Origin of the sequence: Microbulbifer magnicolonia (assembly GCF_035117725.1) — a bacterium.
GTDB lineage: Bacteria > Pseudomonadota > Gammaproteobacteria > Pseudomonadales > Cellvibrionaceae > Microbulbifer > Microbulbifer magnicolonia.
Genome location: NZ_JAYEFD010000007.1, coordinates 1 through 18,581, shown reverse-complemented (window position 1 = coordinate 18,581; position 18,581 = coordinate 1). Strand labels below are relative to the sequence as shown.

At 64.0% G+C, this 18,581-nt stretch carries 11 protein-coding genes; 1 reads left to right on the top strand and 10 read right to left on the bottom strand.

Going from position 1 to position 18,581, the window contains the following annotated elements; translation table 11 throughout:
- Positions 1 to 140 precede the first annotated feature (140 nt).
- Entirely contained in the window at positions 141 to 1,292 is a 1,152-nt protein-coding gene (locus RRF64_RS18530; protein WP_323847412.1) for a helix-turn-helix domain-containing protein, read from the top strand.
- Here the strand turns inward: RRF64_RS18530 and RRF64_RS18525 are convergent.
- The 10 genes from RRF64_RS18525 to RRF64_RS18480 all read right to left on the bottom strand — a co-directional run.
- Positions 1,278 to 2,597 carry a family 16 glycosylhydrolase gene (locus RRF64_RS18525; protein ID WP_323847411.1) on the bottom strand — a complete coding sequence of 440 codons (1,320 nt, stop codon included), beginning with the start codon at positions 2,595 to 2,597 and terminating at the stop codon, positions 1,278 to 1,280. The genes RRF64_RS18530 and RRF64_RS18525 overlap by 15 nt on opposite strands.
- A gap of 176 nt (positions 2,598 to 2,773) precedes the next feature.
- Positions 2,774 to 5,293: a glycoside hydrolase family 3 protein gene (locus tag RRF64_RS18520; protein ID WP_323847410.1), complete on the bottom strand. Its 2,520-nt coding sequence runs from the start codon at positions 5,291 to 5,293 to the stop codon at positions 2,774 to 2,776.
- 288 nt (positions 5,294 to 5,581) lie between these two features.
- Positions 5,582 to 6,952: a serine hydrolase domain-containing protein gene (locus RRF64_RS18515; protein WP_323847409.1), complete on the bottom strand. Its 1,371-nt coding sequence runs from the start codon at positions 6,950 to 6,952 to the stop codon at positions 5,582 to 5,584.
- 43 nt (positions 6,953 to 6,995) lie between these two features.
- A complete protein-coding gene (locus tag RRF64_RS18510; RefSeq protein ID WP_323847408.1) occupies positions 6,996 to 8,489 on the bottom strand; it encodes a tryptophan halogenase family protein in 1,494 nt (497 codons plus the stop codon).
- Positions 8,490 to 8,548: 59 nt separating this feature from the next.
- Positions 8,549 to 9,556, bottom strand: coding sequence for a cupin-like domain-containing protein (locus RRF64_RS18505; RefSeq protein WP_323847407.1), 1,008 nt, complete (start codon positions 9,554 to 9,556; stop codon positions 8,549 to 8,551).
- A complete protein-coding gene (locus tag RRF64_RS18500; protein WP_323847406.1) occupies positions 9,553 to 11,106 on the bottom strand; it encodes a tryptophan halogenase family protein in 1,554 nt (517 codons plus the stop codon). The genes RRF64_RS18505 and RRF64_RS18500 overlap by 4 nt, the downstream gene beginning before the upstream one ends.
- Positions 11,107 to 11,190: 84 nt before the next feature.
- Positions 11,191 to 14,133 carry a TonB-dependent receptor gene (locus RRF64_RS18495; protein WP_323847405.1) on the bottom strand — a complete coding sequence of 981 codons (2,943 nt, stop codon included), beginning with the start codon at positions 14,131 to 14,133 and terminating at the stop codon, positions 11,191 to 11,193.
- A 341-nt stretch (positions 14,134 to 14,474) separates the two neighbouring features.
- On the bottom strand, positions 14,475 to 15,329 hold the full coding sequence (locus RRF64_RS18490) for a sugar phosphate isomerase/epimerase family protein (protein ID WP_323847404.1): 855 nt from the start codon (positions 15,327 to 15,329) through the stop codon (positions 14,475 to 14,477).
- A 65-nt stretch (positions 15,330 to 15,394) separates the two neighbouring features.
- Positions 15,395 to 16,270: a sugar ABC transporter permease gene (locus RRF64_RS18485; RefSeq protein ID WP_323847403.1), complete on the bottom strand. Its 876-nt coding sequence runs from the start codon at positions 16,268 to 16,270 to the stop codon at positions 15,395 to 15,397.
- Positions 16,267 to 18,581 (bottom strand): extracellular solute-binding protein (locus tag RRF64_RS18480; RefSeq protein WP_323847402.1); only part of this gene is annotated, 2,315 nt, incomplete at its 5' end. The genes RRF64_RS18480 and RRF64_RS18485, both read right to left, overlap by 4 nt.

The following is an 18,581-nucleotide window of genomic DNA, read 5'->3' as shown; positions in this document are numbered from 1 at the left end:
AGTGGGGCGCCCGGGGGCGTGTCACTTTCCCCGCGGCAAAGAGGGACGGGGCCGGCCGGGATCCGGGATGGGCTTCCCGCCGGCCTTTCTCTATACTGCCGCACCATAACTCCAATAAAAAGCGGTGTGCCGGGGCGACGATGAAAGACTACATCTTCAACATTCACGACGTGGTGCTGCTGATGACCGCGGCGGAGTGCCTGCTGCTGTCGATCTTCCAGCAGGTACTGCCCATTCGCGAACGCAATTACGGCCTGCTGCTGACCGCGTTCCTGCTGATCGTGGCGACCGCCTCGGCCTGCACGCTGATCCTGTGGAACGACCAGTTCGAAGTGGCGCCCCTGTTCGGTCAACGGCTGCTGCCCTACTTCCTGTTTGCCGCACTGATGCTGAAGGGGCCGGCCATCTACCTGTATGTATCATCCCTGACGCAGCAGAATTTGCGCCTTGAGTGGCGCCACGCGCTTCACCTGGTTCCGGCGCTGTTGCTGATGCTGTCTATCTTCGCCTTCGACCTCAGCAGCGACGACCTGCGCCGCATCGCCATCGACAGCCCGGGCTTCCCGGAGCTGGCGGTGGAGCTGGTCTGGGACCTCGCCACCGCGGTGCCGCTCGCCTACGCGATCGCCGCAGTGCTGTCGCTGCACCGCTATCGCGGCGAACTGGAGGACGAGTATTCGCACTTCTCCACCACCGAACTGCACTGGCTGAACATCCTCACCTACGGCGTACTGATCAGCTGGGGCTGGACCCTGGCGGTGCACGTGCTGGCCAAGTACTCGTCGGTGGAGACCGCCGACCTGCTCGGCATCGCCGACAACTATGTGACCTTTATCCTGATCAACGCCTTCTTCGCCTACAGCCTCAGCTATGCCCACCAGCTGCTGGTCACCCAGCCGCAACAGAGCCGCGAACCCAGTGGCGAGGAACCGTCGGAGAGCGCGATAAACAAGGTTCGTCAGGCGATGGAAACAGAGAAACTCTACCTGAAAAAGAACCTGAACCTGGAACAGTTTTCCAACCGTCTCGAGCTGCCGGCCAAGGAAGTCTCGGCGGTGATCAACAAACACTTCGGCACCAACTTCTTCGAGTTCATCAATTCCTACCGGGTGGAAGAGGCCAAGGCGCTGCTGGCGGATCCGGGCAAGGCGGAGATGACGGTGCTGGACGTACTGCTGGAATCCGGCTTCAACAGCAAGTCGGCGTTTCACCGCTTCTTCAGCCGTCTGGCGGGCATGTCGCCCACCGAGTACCGCAGGCAGGCGCTGGGCAAGAATTCAGTCGCCGCCTGAGGCACCCGCAACCGCTGGCGGGCGGCGCCGGTACATGCGCACATAATCCACCTCCATGCGCCGCGGCCAGATATCCGCGTCCACGCCTCGCGCGCCGCCCCAGTTGCCGCCGATGGCCAGGTTGAGGATGACGTAGAAGGGCCTGTCGAAGGGCCACGACTTCCAGCCGCGGCGGTCGTTGATGTAAGTGAAGTAGTGGATATCGTCGATATAGAAGTCCATGCGCCCCCGATCCCATTCCATCGCATACACATGAAAGGCTTCGGTCACATCGTCCAGCATTACCGAGCCCTTGCGCTGCCTGCCGTTGACCCAGTAATAGGCGTTGTTGTGGATGGTGGCGTGCACCTGGCCCGCGTCGTAGCCCACGTGTTCCATAATGTCGATCTCGCCGCTGTCGGGCCAGCCGTCACCATAGCCGAGGTGGTCCGCGGGCATCATCCAGATGGCCGGCCAGGTGCCGCGCCCGGCAGGCAGTTTCGCGCGCACCTCGACCCGACCGTAGAGCAGGTCACCCTTGCCCTGTGAATGAATCCGGCCGGACGAGTATTCGCTGCCCATGTAATGGTCCCGGCGGCCTTCGACAATCAGCACACCGCCTTCCACGCGCAGGTTTTCCCGGCGGTCTGTATAGCGCTGCAGCTCGTCGTTGACCCAGCCCGGGGGCTGTATTTCGTAGTTCCATTTGGCCGGATCTGGTGCGCCGCTGTAGTCGAATTCGTCGGACCAGTAGCGCTGCCAGCCCTCGCTCCTCTGGCGGGGCTGCGTCACCACCAGTGCACTGACGGCGGCCGCGCCGTTGATACCGCGGAAATCGATATTCAGCTCGCCATCCGCCACCTGTACATCGGGAATGGTCACGTCATAGGCAGTATTGATCGCACCGCTCGCGGCGCGCACATCCAGCGCCGCTATCCGCTCCCGCCCCTCGACAGCCACGGAAAAGGTGCGTTCGCCGGCATTGTGCGCCGTGCTTTCCGCAAAGCGCAGCGTCAGGTTGTAGCGGCCGTCGGGCAGCGCCCGCGCATAGGCAAAGCGCTCGCCACGCCTTTCGCTCTGGTAGAGAACCGGGTTGTGGCTCGCCCTGATTTCGCCGGAAAGCTGCCTCGCCCCGCCGCCGGAAAAATTCCCGTCGGCGCCGTAGGCAATGCCGTCCATCGAGACGAAGGCCTCGCCCCCGCTGTTTACCGCCCACACCACCGGGCTTGCTGCCGCTGCTGGCGGCGCGACCGCGCTAGCGGCGGCCGCACCTGCCAGCGCGGCGGCCACGGTACAGACAGACCATGTTTTCTTCAGCCTTCTCATGGGAATGCTCTTAAATTTTCTTCTGCTGGATTTCAGGCGAACGCGGCAGATTCCCGGCCGCACTCGAGCGTCGATACTTCAGAAAGGGAAAAACAGCGTTAGGTTTTATTGTTATTTTGCACCGGGGCGGGCGCCCGCCCCGGGAGAATGTCATTGTGTGGTCATGGAGTCTGAGATCAGCCGCACTCGATATCCGCATCCACATCCCTGGCCACGCGCACGCTGTTGACGGACACATCCATCTCGCCGGCGGTGGTCATGTAGAAGGGCGACAGCACCATGTCCATGCGCGCGCCTTGCTCCGCGAGGCACTGCAGGGACACGGACAGGGTCTGCCACTCGCCCCGCTCGGCACCGCGCAGCAGCTCGGTTACCGGCAGTTCCGCGAGACAGTCGGTGCCGCAGGAGATGCCCACGCGTACGTCGCTGCTCGGCGCCCGGTCCACCTTCACATCGAACAGCAGCGCGCCGCCAGACTTGAGATAGCCGCTCAGATCCGTGCGCTGGTTGGCGAAGAAACCGATACTGGCCGGGCCCTGGCCGCCCCACTGCACCCGGCGGCTGTCTCCCTGCACATTGCGGTCCACCGCCTGCACCCGCAGACCGTTCAGCTCGGTGACACTATCGGTGATGGCGCGGCTGCGGTTGCTGCTGTCCACTGCCTCCAGGCTCCAGGGGGCCAGCGCGCGGCCGGCGAACACGCGCAGTTCGCGCTCGGCGGAAGCCTCGCTCGGGCCGCTCTCTTCCGGCAGCAATGCGGCCATGTCTTCGGTGCCGTAGTCCAGACCGAAGTCAAAAGCGTACTGAACAGCGGCGTTCTCGGGCGCGGCAGCCTGCGGCCAGGTAAACGGCAGGCGGCCCACGAAATCGTAGTTCACCTCGCCATTCGCTTTGCGGAAAATCACGTCGGCTACGCCACCGCCCTCGCTGCCCGGCTGCCAGATTACGGCGAAGGCATCGGAGGCGTTGATCTCCGGGTTGACCCACAGCGGGCGACCGGTGATGAACAGGGACACCACCGGGATACCCTGTGCCTGCAGTTTTTTCAGTAGCGCCAGATCGCTGTCGCCGCGGTAATCCAGATTGGCGATATCGCCCTGCATCTCCGCGTAGGGGTCTTCGCCGAACACCACTATGGCCACATCCGGCTTCTGTGCGAAGCTGCCGTCTTCGCTCAGCAGGGCTTCGCCGCCGGCGGCCTCCACCGCCGCGGCGATGCCGGCATAAATGGAGGTGGCACCGGGAAAGTCGCTGTTGTCATTGCCGGTGCCCTGCCAGGAAATGGTCCAGCCGCCGGCCTGCTTGCCGATATTGTCGGCGCCGTCGCCGGCCACCAGTACGCGCTGATCGCGCGCGAGCGGCAGCAGCCCGCCGCGGTTTTTCAGCAGCACCAGGGATTCGCGCACCGCCCGGCGCGCCACGGCGCGGTGCTCCGGCGAACCGATTGCGGACGCGTCGCCAGCCAGGGCGCGTTCAGACGGCGCACCCTTGTCAAACAGGCCCGCGCGCATTTTTACTCGCAGGATGCGGCGCACCGCATCCTCCAGCCGCGCGATGGGGATGGTGCCGTCCCGCACCTGGGCCAGGGTATTGTTGTACAGTTCTTTCCAGTCGGGATCGGACGCCATAAACATGTCCAGGCCGGCGTTGATGGCCTGGGGGCAGCTCACGGTGCTGCAGCCGTCCACAAAAGCGTGGCCCATCCAGTCACCCACCACGAAGCCGTCGAAGCCGAGGCGGTTTTTCAATACATCGGTGAGCAGGTACTTGTGACCATGCATCTTTTCGCCCTGCCAACTGCTGAACGAGACCATCACCGTCTGCACGCCCGCCTCGATGGCAGTGAAGTAGCCGGGAGCGTGAATGTCCTTCAGCTGCTGCTCCCCGAACTGGGCGTCGCCGCGATCGATACCGCCGGTAGTGCCGCCGTCGGCAATGAAATGTTTGGCAGTGGCGATCACGCGGGATTCGGCAAAGAGTTCATCGGACTGCGCGACACCCTGCAATCCTTCCACCATCGGGCCGGCGTAGCTGGTCACTACCGCAGGGTCTTCGGAATAGGATTCATAGGTGCGGCCCCAGCGGTCGTCCTGCACCACCGCCAGCGTGGGGGAGAAATTCCAGTCGATGCCGGTGGCCGCCACTTCCGCCGCCGTGGCCGCAGCTATCTCGCGGATCAGCGCCGGATTGCGCGTCGCGCCGAGGGCAATATTGTGCGGAAACAGGGTCGCGCCGATCACGTTGTTGTGGCCGTGCACCGCATCGGTGCCCCAGACAACGGGAATGGCCACGCCGCCGTCGCTGGTGTCCATGGAGGCGCGGTAGAAGGCATCGGCCAGCGCTACCCAGTCGTCCACGGAGGCGTGCTTGTCATTGTTCGGAAAGGAGCCGCCGCCGTTGAGGACGGAGCCCAGGTGAAAATCCTGCACGTCCTGCGGCGTCACCGCGCGCAGCTCCGCCTGTATCAGCTGGCCGACTTTTTCCTCCAGGGTCATCCTGCCCAGAAGCTGATCGATCCTGGCTTCCAGGGCCGGGTCCTTGGCAACCCTGCTGGTCAGTGCCGGCCAGTCCGCGCCCAACTGCGCCGACTTTTCGCTGGCGACCGGCGCGGCCTGTGAAACTTTCTCATTGCAACCGGCGAGGCCCCCGCCCGCAATCAGGCCGGAGATGACCCCCAGCAGAATTCGCTTATTCATCACCGCAGAACTCCCATTATTGTTCTGAAGAAAATACGTACATCGATCTCAGTTCTCGCAGCGTCCGTTGTACGGAATGGGCCGGAATGCGTCGTCCCACTTTGAATTTCCACCACAAAATGGTGCAGACCACCTTTCCGGTTGCGGAAATCTGCAAAGTGGGAGGGACGCGGGAGTGTTTTCCATGACTGGTTGCGAAGTCGGCTTCAGCGGCGCGGGGAGATGCTGCCGCGGCCAGGCGCAAGCCCTTGGGTTACAGGCACGCCGCACAGCTGCGCGGGGCACGCTTCATCTGCCGGCGCTGTCGGGGCCCGCCGGCCTGCCGAGTGCGCTGGCTGCCGCTGCGTTCCGGTAGACCGCGTCACGGAAATCCTTGTGCAGGTCCACACCGCCCCAGGGCTGGTACTGGGTAAACAGAACGGCGGCCAGCTTGTGCTGCGGGTCTACCCAGAACAGCGTGTTGGCGAAGCCATCCCAGAAAAATTCCCCCACCGCTCCCGATGCCTCTTTCCTATCGGCAGGGGGCGCCAGCCGCACCGCGAAATTGATACCAAAACCCACCTGCCCCTTGCCCGGCAACCAGGATCTGTCGGTCACCGTATCCGGCAGCATATCCGCGGCCATCAGGGCGACGGTTTCCGGTTTCAGCACACGCACACCATCCAGCGCTCCACCGTTGAGCAGCATCCGGGCAAATCGCATGTAATCGTCCAGGCTGGACACCAGGCCCCAGCCACCCGGCGTCATCGGCCAGTCGCGCAGCAGCGGCGCGTTGGCCGGCGCCCGGTCGTCGGTGATGGGGGTAAAGCTGCCGTCTTCATGGCGGTTGTACATTCTCGCCAGCCGATCCCGCCGGTCGCCAATGCGGTAACCGGTATCGTGCATTTGCAGGGGATCCAGAATCCGTTCCTGCAGCAACTGCGCAAATGGCTGCCCCGCCAGGCGTTCCGCCAGAAATGGCTGCCCCGCCAGGCGTTCCGCCAGAAATGCCTGCACGTCTGTGGAAGGCCCGTACAGCCACCGGCTGCCGGGCTGAAACACCAGGGGCAATTCGCCGAGACTTTCCGCCATTTGCTCCAGCGTATGCGTCAGACTCATGGGGTCGGCGGCGCGGTAGAGTTCTCCCACCGGCGAGTCGCTGCTGTCGGAATAGAAGCCCGCGGTGTGCCGCATGATGTCACTGACGGTGATGGGGCGGGCCGCCGCTTCGTACACCGGCTCTCCGTGCTCCCGGCCGGCGTATACCCGCATACCGGCAAATTCCGCGGCGTATTTCTCCAGCGGATCGTCCAGCTGGAATTTTCCCTGCTCGTAGAGCGTCATCAGCACCGCGCCGGTAACGGGTTTGGTCATGGAATAGATCCGCACCAGGGTGTCGCGGGCCATGGGAATCTTTCTTTCGCGGTCGGCCATGCCGTGGGCACCGAAATAGACCTCGCGACCGTCCTGATAAATCAGCGCGGAAACACCCACCAGTTCACCACTGGCCGTGAAATCACTCAGCACCTGGTCGATGTGCCGGGTATCCAGCACAAGGCTGTGCGCCTGAGCTGCCGAAGCGACCGGCAGCTTTTTCGGTGCTGTTGCGGCTGACTCCTGGCGGCCGCAGCCGGCTGCCAACACTGCCAATGAAAACAGTGCGCAGGTCATTAATTTCATAGGCGGAATTTCCCCGGGCTCTTATGGTGCGGCCAGCAGAAACTTACCCTGCCCGCCGCATGGCGCCCGACAGAAAGCCATCCAGATAGGCGTTGTGTTCTTTGAGCCCGGCCAGGGTGTTATCCACACCGGCCTTGATCTGGCGAATGAAGTCCGCGAGTTCCTGTTCGGGCATGGTGTCCACCAGCGGGTGGTAGCGCTCCGGCACCAGGCCCTGGCCGAGCATGACCTGTTGCCAGGAGTCCACGAACAGCTCATTGCCCTCGCGGTATACATGGCCCGTCTCGCGGAACATATCGATCTTGGCGGCGAGACTGTCGGGCACGCTCATCTGCCGGCAGTGACGCCAGAAGTCCGTGTCCGATCGCTCGGTCACCTTGTAGTGCAGGATGATGAAATCGCGGATACGCTCCATTTCGAAATCCGCCAGGCGGTTGAATTCGTCTACCTCGATCTGACGAATCTCTGTCTGCGGGAAGAAGCGCAGGAAGCGCACGATGTTCTGCTGGATCAGGTGGATACTGGTGGACTCCAGCGGCTCCAGAAAACCGCTGGACAGGCCGACGGCCAGACAGTTCTTGTGCCACTGCTTGCGGCGGCGCCCGGTCTGGAAACGGATCAGCCGCGGTTCAATCAAGGGCTTGCCCTCGATATTGTCCAGCAGCTGCGCGCGCGCCGCATCGTCGCTTTGATAGTCGCTGGCGTAGACCAGGCCGTTGCCGACGCGGTGCTGCAGCGGAATGCGCCACTGCCAGGCACTCTCCCGCGCGATGGAACGCGTAAAGGGAACGGGCGGCGCCACCGACTCGGTCTGCACCGCCACCGCGCTGTCGCAGGGCAGCCAGTGGGACCAGGATTCGAAGCCGGTGTGCAGGGCCTTCTCAATCAGCAGCGCGCGCAGGCCCGTGCAGTCGATGAAGAAATCGCCGGCGACCTCGCGCCCCGAGTCGAGTTTTAACGCGCGGATATAACCGCTGTCCGGCTGCAGATCCACCCGCTCGATCCTGCCCTCCAGCCGCGTGACGCCGTGCCGCTCACTGAACTGGCGCAGGTACCTGGCGTAGAGGCTGGCATCGAAGTGGAAGGCGTAATTGAGGCCGTTGTTGGGCAGATGGGAAAACTTTTTCTCCTCGGCGGCGCGTCGCTCCAGGCAGTACTCGCCGAAATCTCCGGCGATGCCCAGCTGGCGCGCGCGCAGCCAGAAATGCTGGAAGCCGCAGGCCCAGCAGTCTTTGCCGGTGACGCCGAAGGCGTGCAGGTAATCCCTGCCGAGGTCGCGCCAGTTTTCGAAACGGATGCCGAGCTTGTAGGTGCCCTGGGTCGCGGCCAGGAATTCCGCCTCGTCGATGCCGAGTAAACGGTGGAAAAACACCAGTGTGGGAATGGTGGCCTCGCCCACGCCGACGGTGCCGATCGCCTCGGACTCCACCAGCGTGATATCGAGTTGCTCACCCATCAGTTTCGACAGCGCCGCCGCCGTCATCCAGCCGGCGGTGCCACCGCCGGCAATCACGATCTTCTTGATGGCTCGACTCATCGCTATCTCACTATTTTTATTATTAACCCGGCAATTAAAGAGACTCGCCGCAAGTCGGCTCACGGCATCCGCTGCAATTTTTCTATCAATAATTTTTTCACCTGCGCGGCCGAATGCCGGTCGAGCTGGTCCAGTACACCGCGCCTGGCCGGTGGGATATGCGCGGCAGCCTTCTCCCGGTTCACCACATAATGGTCGAACAGATGTCCCCAGGCCTGTCGCTGTGTCTCGGGCAGGCCGCCAATGCTGAGCAGCGCGTGCAGCAGCGCGTCGTGCGGCAGTCCGCTCCAGCTGGGCGTGGCCCGCCACCAGTAGTTCACCAGCACGTTCAGGTCGTCGAGCCCTTCCACCTGGTGCCACCACATGCTGGGCAGGAAGAGCAGGTCGCCGGGGCCCATCTCGGCTACTAGGGCCGCATCGAGCGCCTCGCGGTAGCGCGGGAAGCGCTGGTAGTCCGGCGCATAGAAGTCCACCATGCTGATGGCCTGGCCCGCCGGGTTGAAGTCCAGTGGCCCCGGGTACAGATTGGCCGCCTGTTGCGGCGGGAACAGGGTAAAGCGGCGGCGGCCGGCCACCACGCAGGCCAGGTTGTCGGGCAGGTCAAAGTGGGCGGCGATACGCGTGCGGTTGCCGAACCACAGCGACACCAGCGGCTGAAAATCGGGCAGGTCCAGGTCGTTGTGCGCGCGCAAGCCGGGCAGGTGCCGATCCACCGGTGTCGAGCCCACGTAGCAAAAGTCATCGACGGACTCGCGCTCCAGCTGGCGCAGTGTCGGCAGCAACTGGCCGCTGGTGCGCGCGAAGTTGAAGCCGTCCATCGTATCGTTGTAGAAGATGCGCCCGCGGGTCTCGGCGCCGGCACGGAATACCATAAGAGGCCGGCCCTGATCGAAGGGCGCCAGGTAATCGCCCAGGCAGCCCGCCTGCGCCGCCTGCACCATGGGCCAGTGAGCCACGGCGCCTTTCAGCAGCAGCGGCGTGTCCCGGCCGGCGATCGTCGCGCTCATTTCTTGCGGGTCCACATACTCCCGTGTTTCGACGGCGGGAATAAAATTCGGGTAATTCATAGCGCCCGCACCTGGGGCCGTGCGCCGGCAATCAATTGCGCAATCAGCTCGCGGTTGCCCGGCAGGCCCTGACGGAAACTGGCCAGTTGGCGCTGCACTTCCGCGAGCAGGGCGCGCGCGCGCTCGGGATTGCGATCCGCGCGCGGGACGCGCGCGAAATCACACCTGTGCCCCATGCCGTTCAGCACGTAGCGATAACTGGCCGGCGGGAACAGCGGCTGGGCCTGCGGAAAGTCCTGCCGGGCCGGCGCCCGGTGCCGCCACAGGACCAGGTTTTCCTGCAGCATCTCCGGAATTGATTCCGGCTGCCGGTGGGCGCGCCAGTAGTCGGAGTCGGTACGCGTCGACAGCACATAGTGCAGTTTCAGGAACTCGATGATGTTGTCCCAGTGCGCCAGCATCTGGCGGTTGTAGCGCTTGGCTGCAATGGCCATGTCGTCAGTCCGCGCCGGCAACAGGTCGCGGATCAGGCCGGCGGACTGTTCGATCAGCGCCAGCGCCGAGGCCTCCAGCGGCTCGATAAAACCGGCCGCCATGCCCACGGCGATGCAGTTGCCGGCCCAGAATATCTCCCTGTAACCGGGGGCGAAACGCAGCTGGCGAATCTGCAGCGCATTGCACTGCGATTCGGGAAACTCACCGGTGAGAAAACGGCGGAAGTCCGCTTCCGCCGCGCCGTCAGCGACAAAGTCGCTGGCGTAGACATAGCCGATGCCGCGGCGCCCGGGGAGGCCGATATCCCAGATCCAGCCGTTGGCGCGGGCCGTCGAGCGGGTGACAGAGGCGATGGGCGCGTCCGGTGACGCGTGCGGCACCTGCACGGCCAGTGCCCGATCGTTGAACAGCACCGGGGACTTGCTCACCCAGGGCACGCCGAGATGGTCGCCGATGATCAGCCCGGCGCTGCCGGAGCAGTCGACGAACAGGTCCGCACTCAGCCGCTGCCCGTCGCGGGTGTGCAGCGCCGTGACTGTGCCGTCTGCGGCGCCCTCCACGCGTTCCACGTCCGCCTGCAGGTGCCGCACCCCCAGCTGTGTCACGCAGTGATCGCGCAGGCACCGGCCGAACTTGACAGCATCGAAGTGGTAGCCGTAATTGAGCACCCCGGCGTATTCCGGTGTACCCGGCTGCTTGGGGGCGAGGTTGGCATCGCAGATGGCCGCCTGCGGTGTTACCGCATAGGCGTAGTCTTCCCTTCCGCCGCAAGTCGCCAGATCCAGCTCGAAGTATCCGTGCGGCAGGGAAAATGGGTGGTAGTAGCGGTCGCCCTGGCTGTCCGAGCGCCAGCGGGAAAAGAGCGACCCCTGCTTGAAAGCCGCGTCGCAGTCGCTGAACAGGCGCCGCTCACTCAGGCCGATGCGCCGCAGGGTCTCGCGCATGGAAGGCCAGGTGCCCTCGCCGACACCGATGGTCGGCACATCGGGCGACTCCACCAGCGCGATGTCGCAGTCGCCGCCGCGGGCGCGACCGTGCTCGGCCGCCAGTATGGCGGCGGTGAGCCAGCCGGCGGCGCCGCCGCCCAGCACCAAAACGGTTAGTTCGCTTTGCATCACATCACGCGACTTCTGAAAATTGTGTCTGATTGGCCGGGTGGGGAGCTTGTTCCGCGCCCACCCGGCCAAACCCTACCAGACTTAGAAGGTGTAACGCACACCCAGGTTGTAGCGGGCCCCGGTCTGAATGGTGCCGATCATCATATTTTCATGGCGACCATACAGACGCTGGGTCTCGCTGGTGATGTTGATACCCTCCACAAACACCGAGAGGTTGTCCTGGATGTCGTAACTCGCATTGACGTCCCACTGGCCGTAGGCCTCGGTGTACACCGGGTTGCGCTCGCCGTTGCCGTCGAAGGTCGCATTCAGGAAGTCGTCGCGCCAGTTGTAGGCAATCCGCGCCTGGATACCGTTCTTGTCGTAGAAGCCCACGACGTTGAACGAGTCGCTCAGGCCCAGTAGCGCGAACTGGTTCTCAACCCCGTCACCCTTGTTGGTATTGAAGTTGTCGTAGGCGATATCGCCATCGACAGTGGTGAAGTTGACGATGCCGCCGAAGCCGGAGTCGCCGAACATGTGCTGGACGGCAAACTCGAAGCCGTCGATCTCGGCGTTCTCGGCGTTGACGGGTGCGATCACCGTGAATACCGCTGACGGATCTCCCTCGGCCGCCGAGCCCACGACTGGCGCGCCGTACAGGGATTCCATGTAGGCGCGCACCTGAGCCGCGTCACGGGTGCCCAGGTCGGCGACAGCCTGCTCGTAGCGCGGTCCCTGTGCCGGGTGCGCCAGGTCAAAGGTGGTTTCGGTGAACGAGCTCTGGCCGATAAAGTTCTTCACGTCCTTGCGGTAGTAGCCGGCGGACACGTAGCTGCCCTCGGCGTAGTACCACTCGGCGGACAGGTCGAAGTTGGTGGACTCAAACGGATCCAGGTCCGGATTGCCACGCGAAGCGTTACCGCCCTGGGCCCGCAGCAGGGAATCGATCGTCTGGCCACCCTGTATATCGTTGTAGCCGGGTCGGGTGATGGTCTTGCTCAGGGAAGTGCGGGCGACCAGGTCGTCGGTCAGTGCGATATCGAAGTCGATGTTCGGCAGCCAGTTGCTGTAGGCCCCCGACTGCTCACTGAAGCCCAGCCCACTCTCCTGGGCACGGAACTCATTGTCGCCCACCCATGCAAGGGAATCGTACTGCGGCACCAGTGCCTTGGCGTCCACGGTCGTATCCTCGAAACGCAGACCGACCGCGAGATGCATCGGCATGGCGGCGTCTTCCCAGGCCAGATTGACCTGCGCATAGGCCGCCTGCTGCTGCTCAACCGCGGTGCGGTCGGTGGTGAAGTCGTCGCCGACGCAGAGCACGGTGCCGCAGGGACCGAAGGATTCGCCATTCGCCGCCGCGATGGCGGAGATGGCATCGATCATGCCCTGGAAGTCCGCCGCATAGTAGTAGGGCGTCATCTCCGCGCTGTCGGCGCTGTCGAACTGATCCAGCGCGTCGGCCATGCTCTTCCGCACAAAAATATCGTCCGGATAATCGGCTGCGCTGCCGTAGCCGCCCCAGGTATCGCGCTGGGCGACCGCATAGGCGGAGCGGTTGGCCGACTCGGTATAGGCCAGGCCGAAATCGATGCTCCTGACAGGGCCGGCCTCGACCTCGAAGGTGCCGTCAAACCTGGCCTGCTCGATGTCGTGCTTCATGTAGCTGTTGCGGAAGCTGGTGCCGGAAGTCAGCATCTGTGCCGGATCGAAGCCCTGGCCGTCGATGAATTCGAAAGTGGTAGTGGGCAGATCCTTGCCGTAGTTGACGGTGGTGGCGGCGCGGTTGTACTGCACACCGGCGATGGTGTTGTTGGTGCCGCGACCGTCTTTCGCGCCATTCTCCGCGGTGGAGTTGTGGTAGTCGAACGCCAGCGTCAGATTGTCGCTGGGATTCCAGACCAGGTTCAGGCCCACGGAGTTGTTCTCGTTGACCCTGCCCCACTCACCGGCGTTGAAAGTCACGTCGGCACCGGTGGCGTCGGTGTAGACGATCGGCGCGACTACGCTGCCGTTGCCGGAGCCCTCGGTGAAGGAGCCGGACACGGGTACGCCGTTGAACCAGGCGCCCATGGCGTTGTACTGCTCTTCGACGTCCTGCTCGGCGTAGGTGTAATCGAGGGTGGCCTCGAAGTTGTCGGTCGGCGCCCACTGCAGGGTCAGCTGGGCATTGGTGCGCTCGCGCTGCACCTCGCCGAACGCGTAGCCGATACCGCGCGGCATCGAATAGATATCGCCTTCCCGGGGCGCATTCTCGAAGTTCTCGTACCAATCATCAGTGGGGGCGACGGAGCCCCAGTCGCCCTGGCCGCCGGGGATGGTGTACCAGCCGGACGGCGTCTCCGACTTGCCGTAGCCGCTGTCGCGTTCGGAATAGGATCCGGTCAGCGCCACGCCGATGGTGTCGTCGGCGAACTTGGTGCTGAAGATGCCCGACAGCTCCGGCGTCCAGTCCGATCCCTCCTTGTTGGAGGTGTCGTGGGTGGTCTTGCCGCTCAGGTTGAGCACCAGATCGTCCTGCTCCAGCGGGCGCGCGGTGCGGATATTGATCACCGAGCCGATACCGCCGGTGGACAGTGAGGCCTTGCCGGTCTTGTAGATTTCCACCGCGCTGACGCTCTCGGCGGCCAGGTTGGCAAAGTCGAAAGAGCGGGCCGCGGAGGCGGTGGTGGTTTCGATATTGGCCGCCGGCATCTGCCGGCCGTTCAGGGTCACCACGTTGTAGTCGGGGCCGAAGCCGCGCACCGTTACCCTGCTGCCCTCGCCGTTCTGGCGGTCGATGGACACACCGGTGATGCGCTGCAGCGACTCCGCCAGGTTGGTGTCCGGCATCTTGCCGATATCCTCGGCGGAAATGGCGTCCACCACGCCCTGGGCATCGCGCTTGATATCCATCGACTTGGCCAGGCTCCCGCGAATACCGACAACCTCCACCTCTTCCAGCGAGGCATTCTGCGCCTCCTGTGCCACTGCCGCACCGCTCAGCGCGCAGGCGATGGCGGCGGCTATGGATTTCTTCCTAAACCCGAATTGATTGCTCATGGAGTCTTCTCCCCATCGTCACGTCGTTATTTTTTATTTGCGCGGGATGTCTACCCCTGGGAGATCCGGCAGGATAGCGCGATCTGGCGCCAGCCTATACTCCTGCCGGGCGCCAACTTGAGTCGTCCCACATTGAACGAAAGGGGAAAAATGGACTATCCCACCTTGAACCCACCAAAGCGGGACCGAAAAAATTCTTTAGAATCAGAAAGTTAGAATAGCCTGCGGATTGCGACCCAAGATAGTGCATTGCGGCCGAAGTTCCGCTGCACAGGCGGCTTATAGATGGCAGAACGGCGCAACGGGCGCACCCAGCCCGCGCGCGGCACTACGGTAGAATGCTAAACGTGCCACCTTCGCAGCGCGGCGAAACTCTGGCGGATGCTGTCGAGCGGGTTGTCGGCATCATCCCGCTCGACAAACCCATACTCCAGCCCCGCCTGCCGGGCGCTATGCAACAGACGCGAAAAGTCGATCACGCCCTGCCCGACCTCGGTTATGGCGCCATCGGCCGTAGCGTCCTTCAGATGCCACAGCGGGAACCGACCCGGATAGCGCTCGAACAGCGCCAGCGGCTGCTGCCCCGCCCGGTGCATCCAGTAGGTGTCCAGTTCAAAAAACACCAGCTGCGGATCCGTGTGCTCCAGCAGCAGTTGATAGGGGATCACGCCTTCGGTGGCGACAAACTCGAAATCGTGGTTGTGATAGGCGAGGCGCAATCCGGCCTCTTGGCAGCGGGCACCCCATCGATTCAGGTTTTCCACCAGCCGCTGATAGTCCGCCAGCGTGCGCCGGTGCGCATCCAGCCAGGGCAGCACCAGGTAGCGGTTGCCCAGCGCGACTGCAGTGTCCAGGGCCTGCTCGATATCCGCCTCCAGCACCTCCTGCGGGAAATGGCTCGCCGGCGCGGACAGATCCAGATCAGCCAGCCAGCGGCGCAGCACCGCCGGGGAATGGCCGAAAAGCCCGGCAAACTCCACCTGCCGGTAGCCGGCCGCCGCGACCTGCTCCAGCGTGCGCTCCACACTCTGCGCCATCAGTTCGCGCAGGGTATAAAGCTGTACACCGCGCAGGCGGGGATTTGACGGTGAGATGGCTGGCACGGCCAGGGCCGCGGCCGGCAACGCCGTGGCGGCTAGCCCGGCAGCCGCCCGCGACAGAAACCGGCGGCGGGAAATGGAAGATTCCACAGACATAACAGCAATGGCACAGGATTATTATTGGTGTGGTGTCTCACACTAGGCTGCGAGTTAGCGGGCCTTCAGCCTTTTACCGCACCGGCCGACAGGCCGGAGACCAGAAAACGCTGCAGCGACAGAAACAGCAGGATAACCGGAATCGAAACCAGAATGGAACCGGCGGCGAAGAAACCCCACTCGGACGCGTAATCGCTGACGAAGAAGCGCAGGCCCACCGGCACCGTGTATTTCGATTCGTCGTCCATAAAGATGGAGGCGAGGATGAATTCGTTCCAGGCGGTCATAAAGGAGAAGAGACCGGTCACGGCGATGGCCGGGCGCGCCAGCGGCAGGATGATGCGGTAGAAGATGGTAAAGCGCGACGCGCCCTCCAGCAGGGCCGACTCCTCTATCTCGTAGGGCAACGAGTCGAAATAGCCCTTCAGCATCCACACGCAGAAAGGCAGCGCGGTGATTGCGTACACCAGCACCAGCCCCAGCCAGGTATTGCCCAGCCCCAGCCACTGCACCACGATCACATACAGCGGTATCAGCATCAGCACCGCCGGGAACATCTGCGAGATCAGAAACAGCATCAGGCCGCGCTCGCGACCGGGGAAGCGAAAGCGGGAGAAGGCGTAGGCGGCGGTGCAGGACAGGGACAGTCCCACCAGGGTGGTACTGAGCGCGACCACCAGGCTGTTACCCAGCCAGCGCATAAACGGCTGCTCGGTTAAGACCGCGCGAAAGTTGTCCAGCGACCACTGCTGCGGCAGCGGCACCAGCGCCGCCAACTGCCCCCAGAAGCCGGCATCCGTAGGCTCCACCACCAGCTGCAGCGACTGCTGGCCGGAAAAGGCGAGGCTGACGACCCACAGCAGCGGGTAGATCACCACCGCACCGGCAAAGACCAGCAGGGCGAAGCGCCAGGAACAGATATCCCTGATTATTCGTTTCATCGCGCCGCCTCCAGGGTCCTGGAAATGCGCGTCTGCCACAGGGCGTAGCCGAACAGCAGCGCCAGTATCACCATCGAGTAGGCGGCGGCGTAGGCGTATTGGTATTTCTCGAAGCCGATGCGGAACGCCCTGGTGATCAGGATATCGTTGGCGCCGGCCGGCGCGCCATCGCTGACCAGGTAGATCACGTTGAACATATTAAAGGTCCAGACCACCGACAGGATGACGGCCGGAATCAGCACCGGCTTCAGCAGCGGCAGGGTGATCTCGCGGAACTGGAACCAGCGCCCGGCACCCTCCACCTTCGCCGCCTCATAGAGTTCGCGCGGTATCGACTGCAGGCCGCCGAGGATCACCACCATCATGAACGGAATGGAGAGCCACACATTGGTGACCAGGCCGGTAAAGAAGCTCGCCGCCACCGAATCGAACCAGGCCACAGACGGAAAGCCGAATATCTGCAGCGCCTGGTTGATCACGCCGAACTGCGGGTGGAACATGCCCTTCCACACCAGTGCGGTGATGTAGTTCGGAATGGCCCAGGGCAGAATCAGCAGTACGCGGAAAACCCCTCTGCCGAAGATCGGCCTGTTCAGGGCCAGTGCCAGCACCAGTGCCAGCCCGACGGAGAAGAGCACGTTGCTGGCGGTCCAGCAGATGGTGACCAGCAGGGTCCAGTAGAAATTGTCGAAGTTGATACTGCGCTCGGCGCCCTCGCCGTACCAGAGGTTCCAGTCGCCGAGGATGCCGGCATAGTTGTCCAGCCCCAGCCAGCGCGATGCGAAGGAGGCGTTCTCGTTCAGCAGGGTCGTGTCGGTGAAGGACAGCAGCAGGCCGTAGAGCAGCGGGAAGAACACCAGCAGCAGCATGCCGAGCAGCGCCGGCGCTATATAGACATACGCGGTGCGGTTGCGGCGCCAGGAATCCGCGATGCGCCCGCGCAGCTTCACGAGCGCCACCAGCGCGGCCAGCGCCAGCAGCATGCACAGCGGCCACAGCCAGGCCGGCGCCCGAGTATGTTCAGTACCCTTGTTTCGCGATGACTGCAGTGCGGCGATATCCCGCTGCAGCGCGCGCTGCAGCCGCCGCATTTCCGCTGCCGGCTGCGCCGCGCCCTTCACCACTTTCTTCAGCAGGTTCTCCAGCGGCGCCCACAACAGGGTCATCTCCGGCAGGTTCGGAATCGGCACCGCGCTGTCCAGCTGGCGTCGGTAGGCCATGGCCACTGCGTCGGCGGCGACCTGCGGGTGATCGAAGGCGGCCAGGTTCGCCGGCAGCTGCCCGCCGGCGATCGCCATCTGTTCGGCCGCCCCGCGCGCAGTCAGATATTCCATCAGCCGGTAGGCGGCGGCCTTGTGTTTGGACCAGGGCGACAGGAAAAGCCCCTCGACCGCCACCCAGGGAGACAGCGGCTTGCCACTGGCGCCGTGCAGCGGCAGCGGCGCGACCGCGTAATCAATCTGCGGGTCTATCTCGCCGAGCATCCAGGAGCCGCTGATCACCATGGCCGCGCGCCCCTGATTGAACAGGTTGGTGACCAGAGTACTGTTGGGCTCCTCCGGCAGCACCCCATCCACTCTGACCCAGTCCGCCAGCAGCTGCAGCGAGCGGATATTGGCGTCGCTGTCGAGCGCCAGCCGCTCCCCGTCAAACGGGCCGCTGCCGAAGGCGTTCATCAGGGCGCCGTGGAAGAAGGGTTCCGTATAGCTGTAGGCGAGACCGAAGCGGCCGCGCTTTCTGTCGGTGTGCGCGCGGGCCAGCGCGATCATCTCCGCCGTCGTCGCCGGGGGCGCGTCGATCAGTGCGCGGTTGTAGATCAGCGCGGTGCTTTTGAAATTGAACGGCAGGCCGTAGAGACTGCCCCGGTAGCGCATGGCGCCGAGCAGGCTGTCCGGGAAGCGGCGCAACACATCCGGCGCAACGAATTCGTCGATGGGGGCGATGGTGTGGCCGGCGCTGGCCCAGCCGCCGATGCGGTCGTGGGCAAAGATAAACAGGTCCGGCCCCTGCCCCCGCGGCAGCGCCGCGGAGAGCTTGTCGGCGTAGCCGCCGAACGGAACCGCCAGCGTTCTGACGCGCACCCGATCCTGGCTGCGATTGTAATCCTCGAGCAGCCGCTCCAGCGCCTGCCGCTCGGCACCGCGGTACCCGTGCCACAGCAGCAGTTCTTCCTGGGCGAACGATTTTGCGGTGCACAGGCACAGCAGCAGAAGCAGAATGCCCTGTAGGAGCGGCGGGGCGGCCATCCGCCCATGGCCGCGATAGATCGATCGCGTCGAGTACTTCGCGCAGGGCCTGCGGCAGGCCGCGC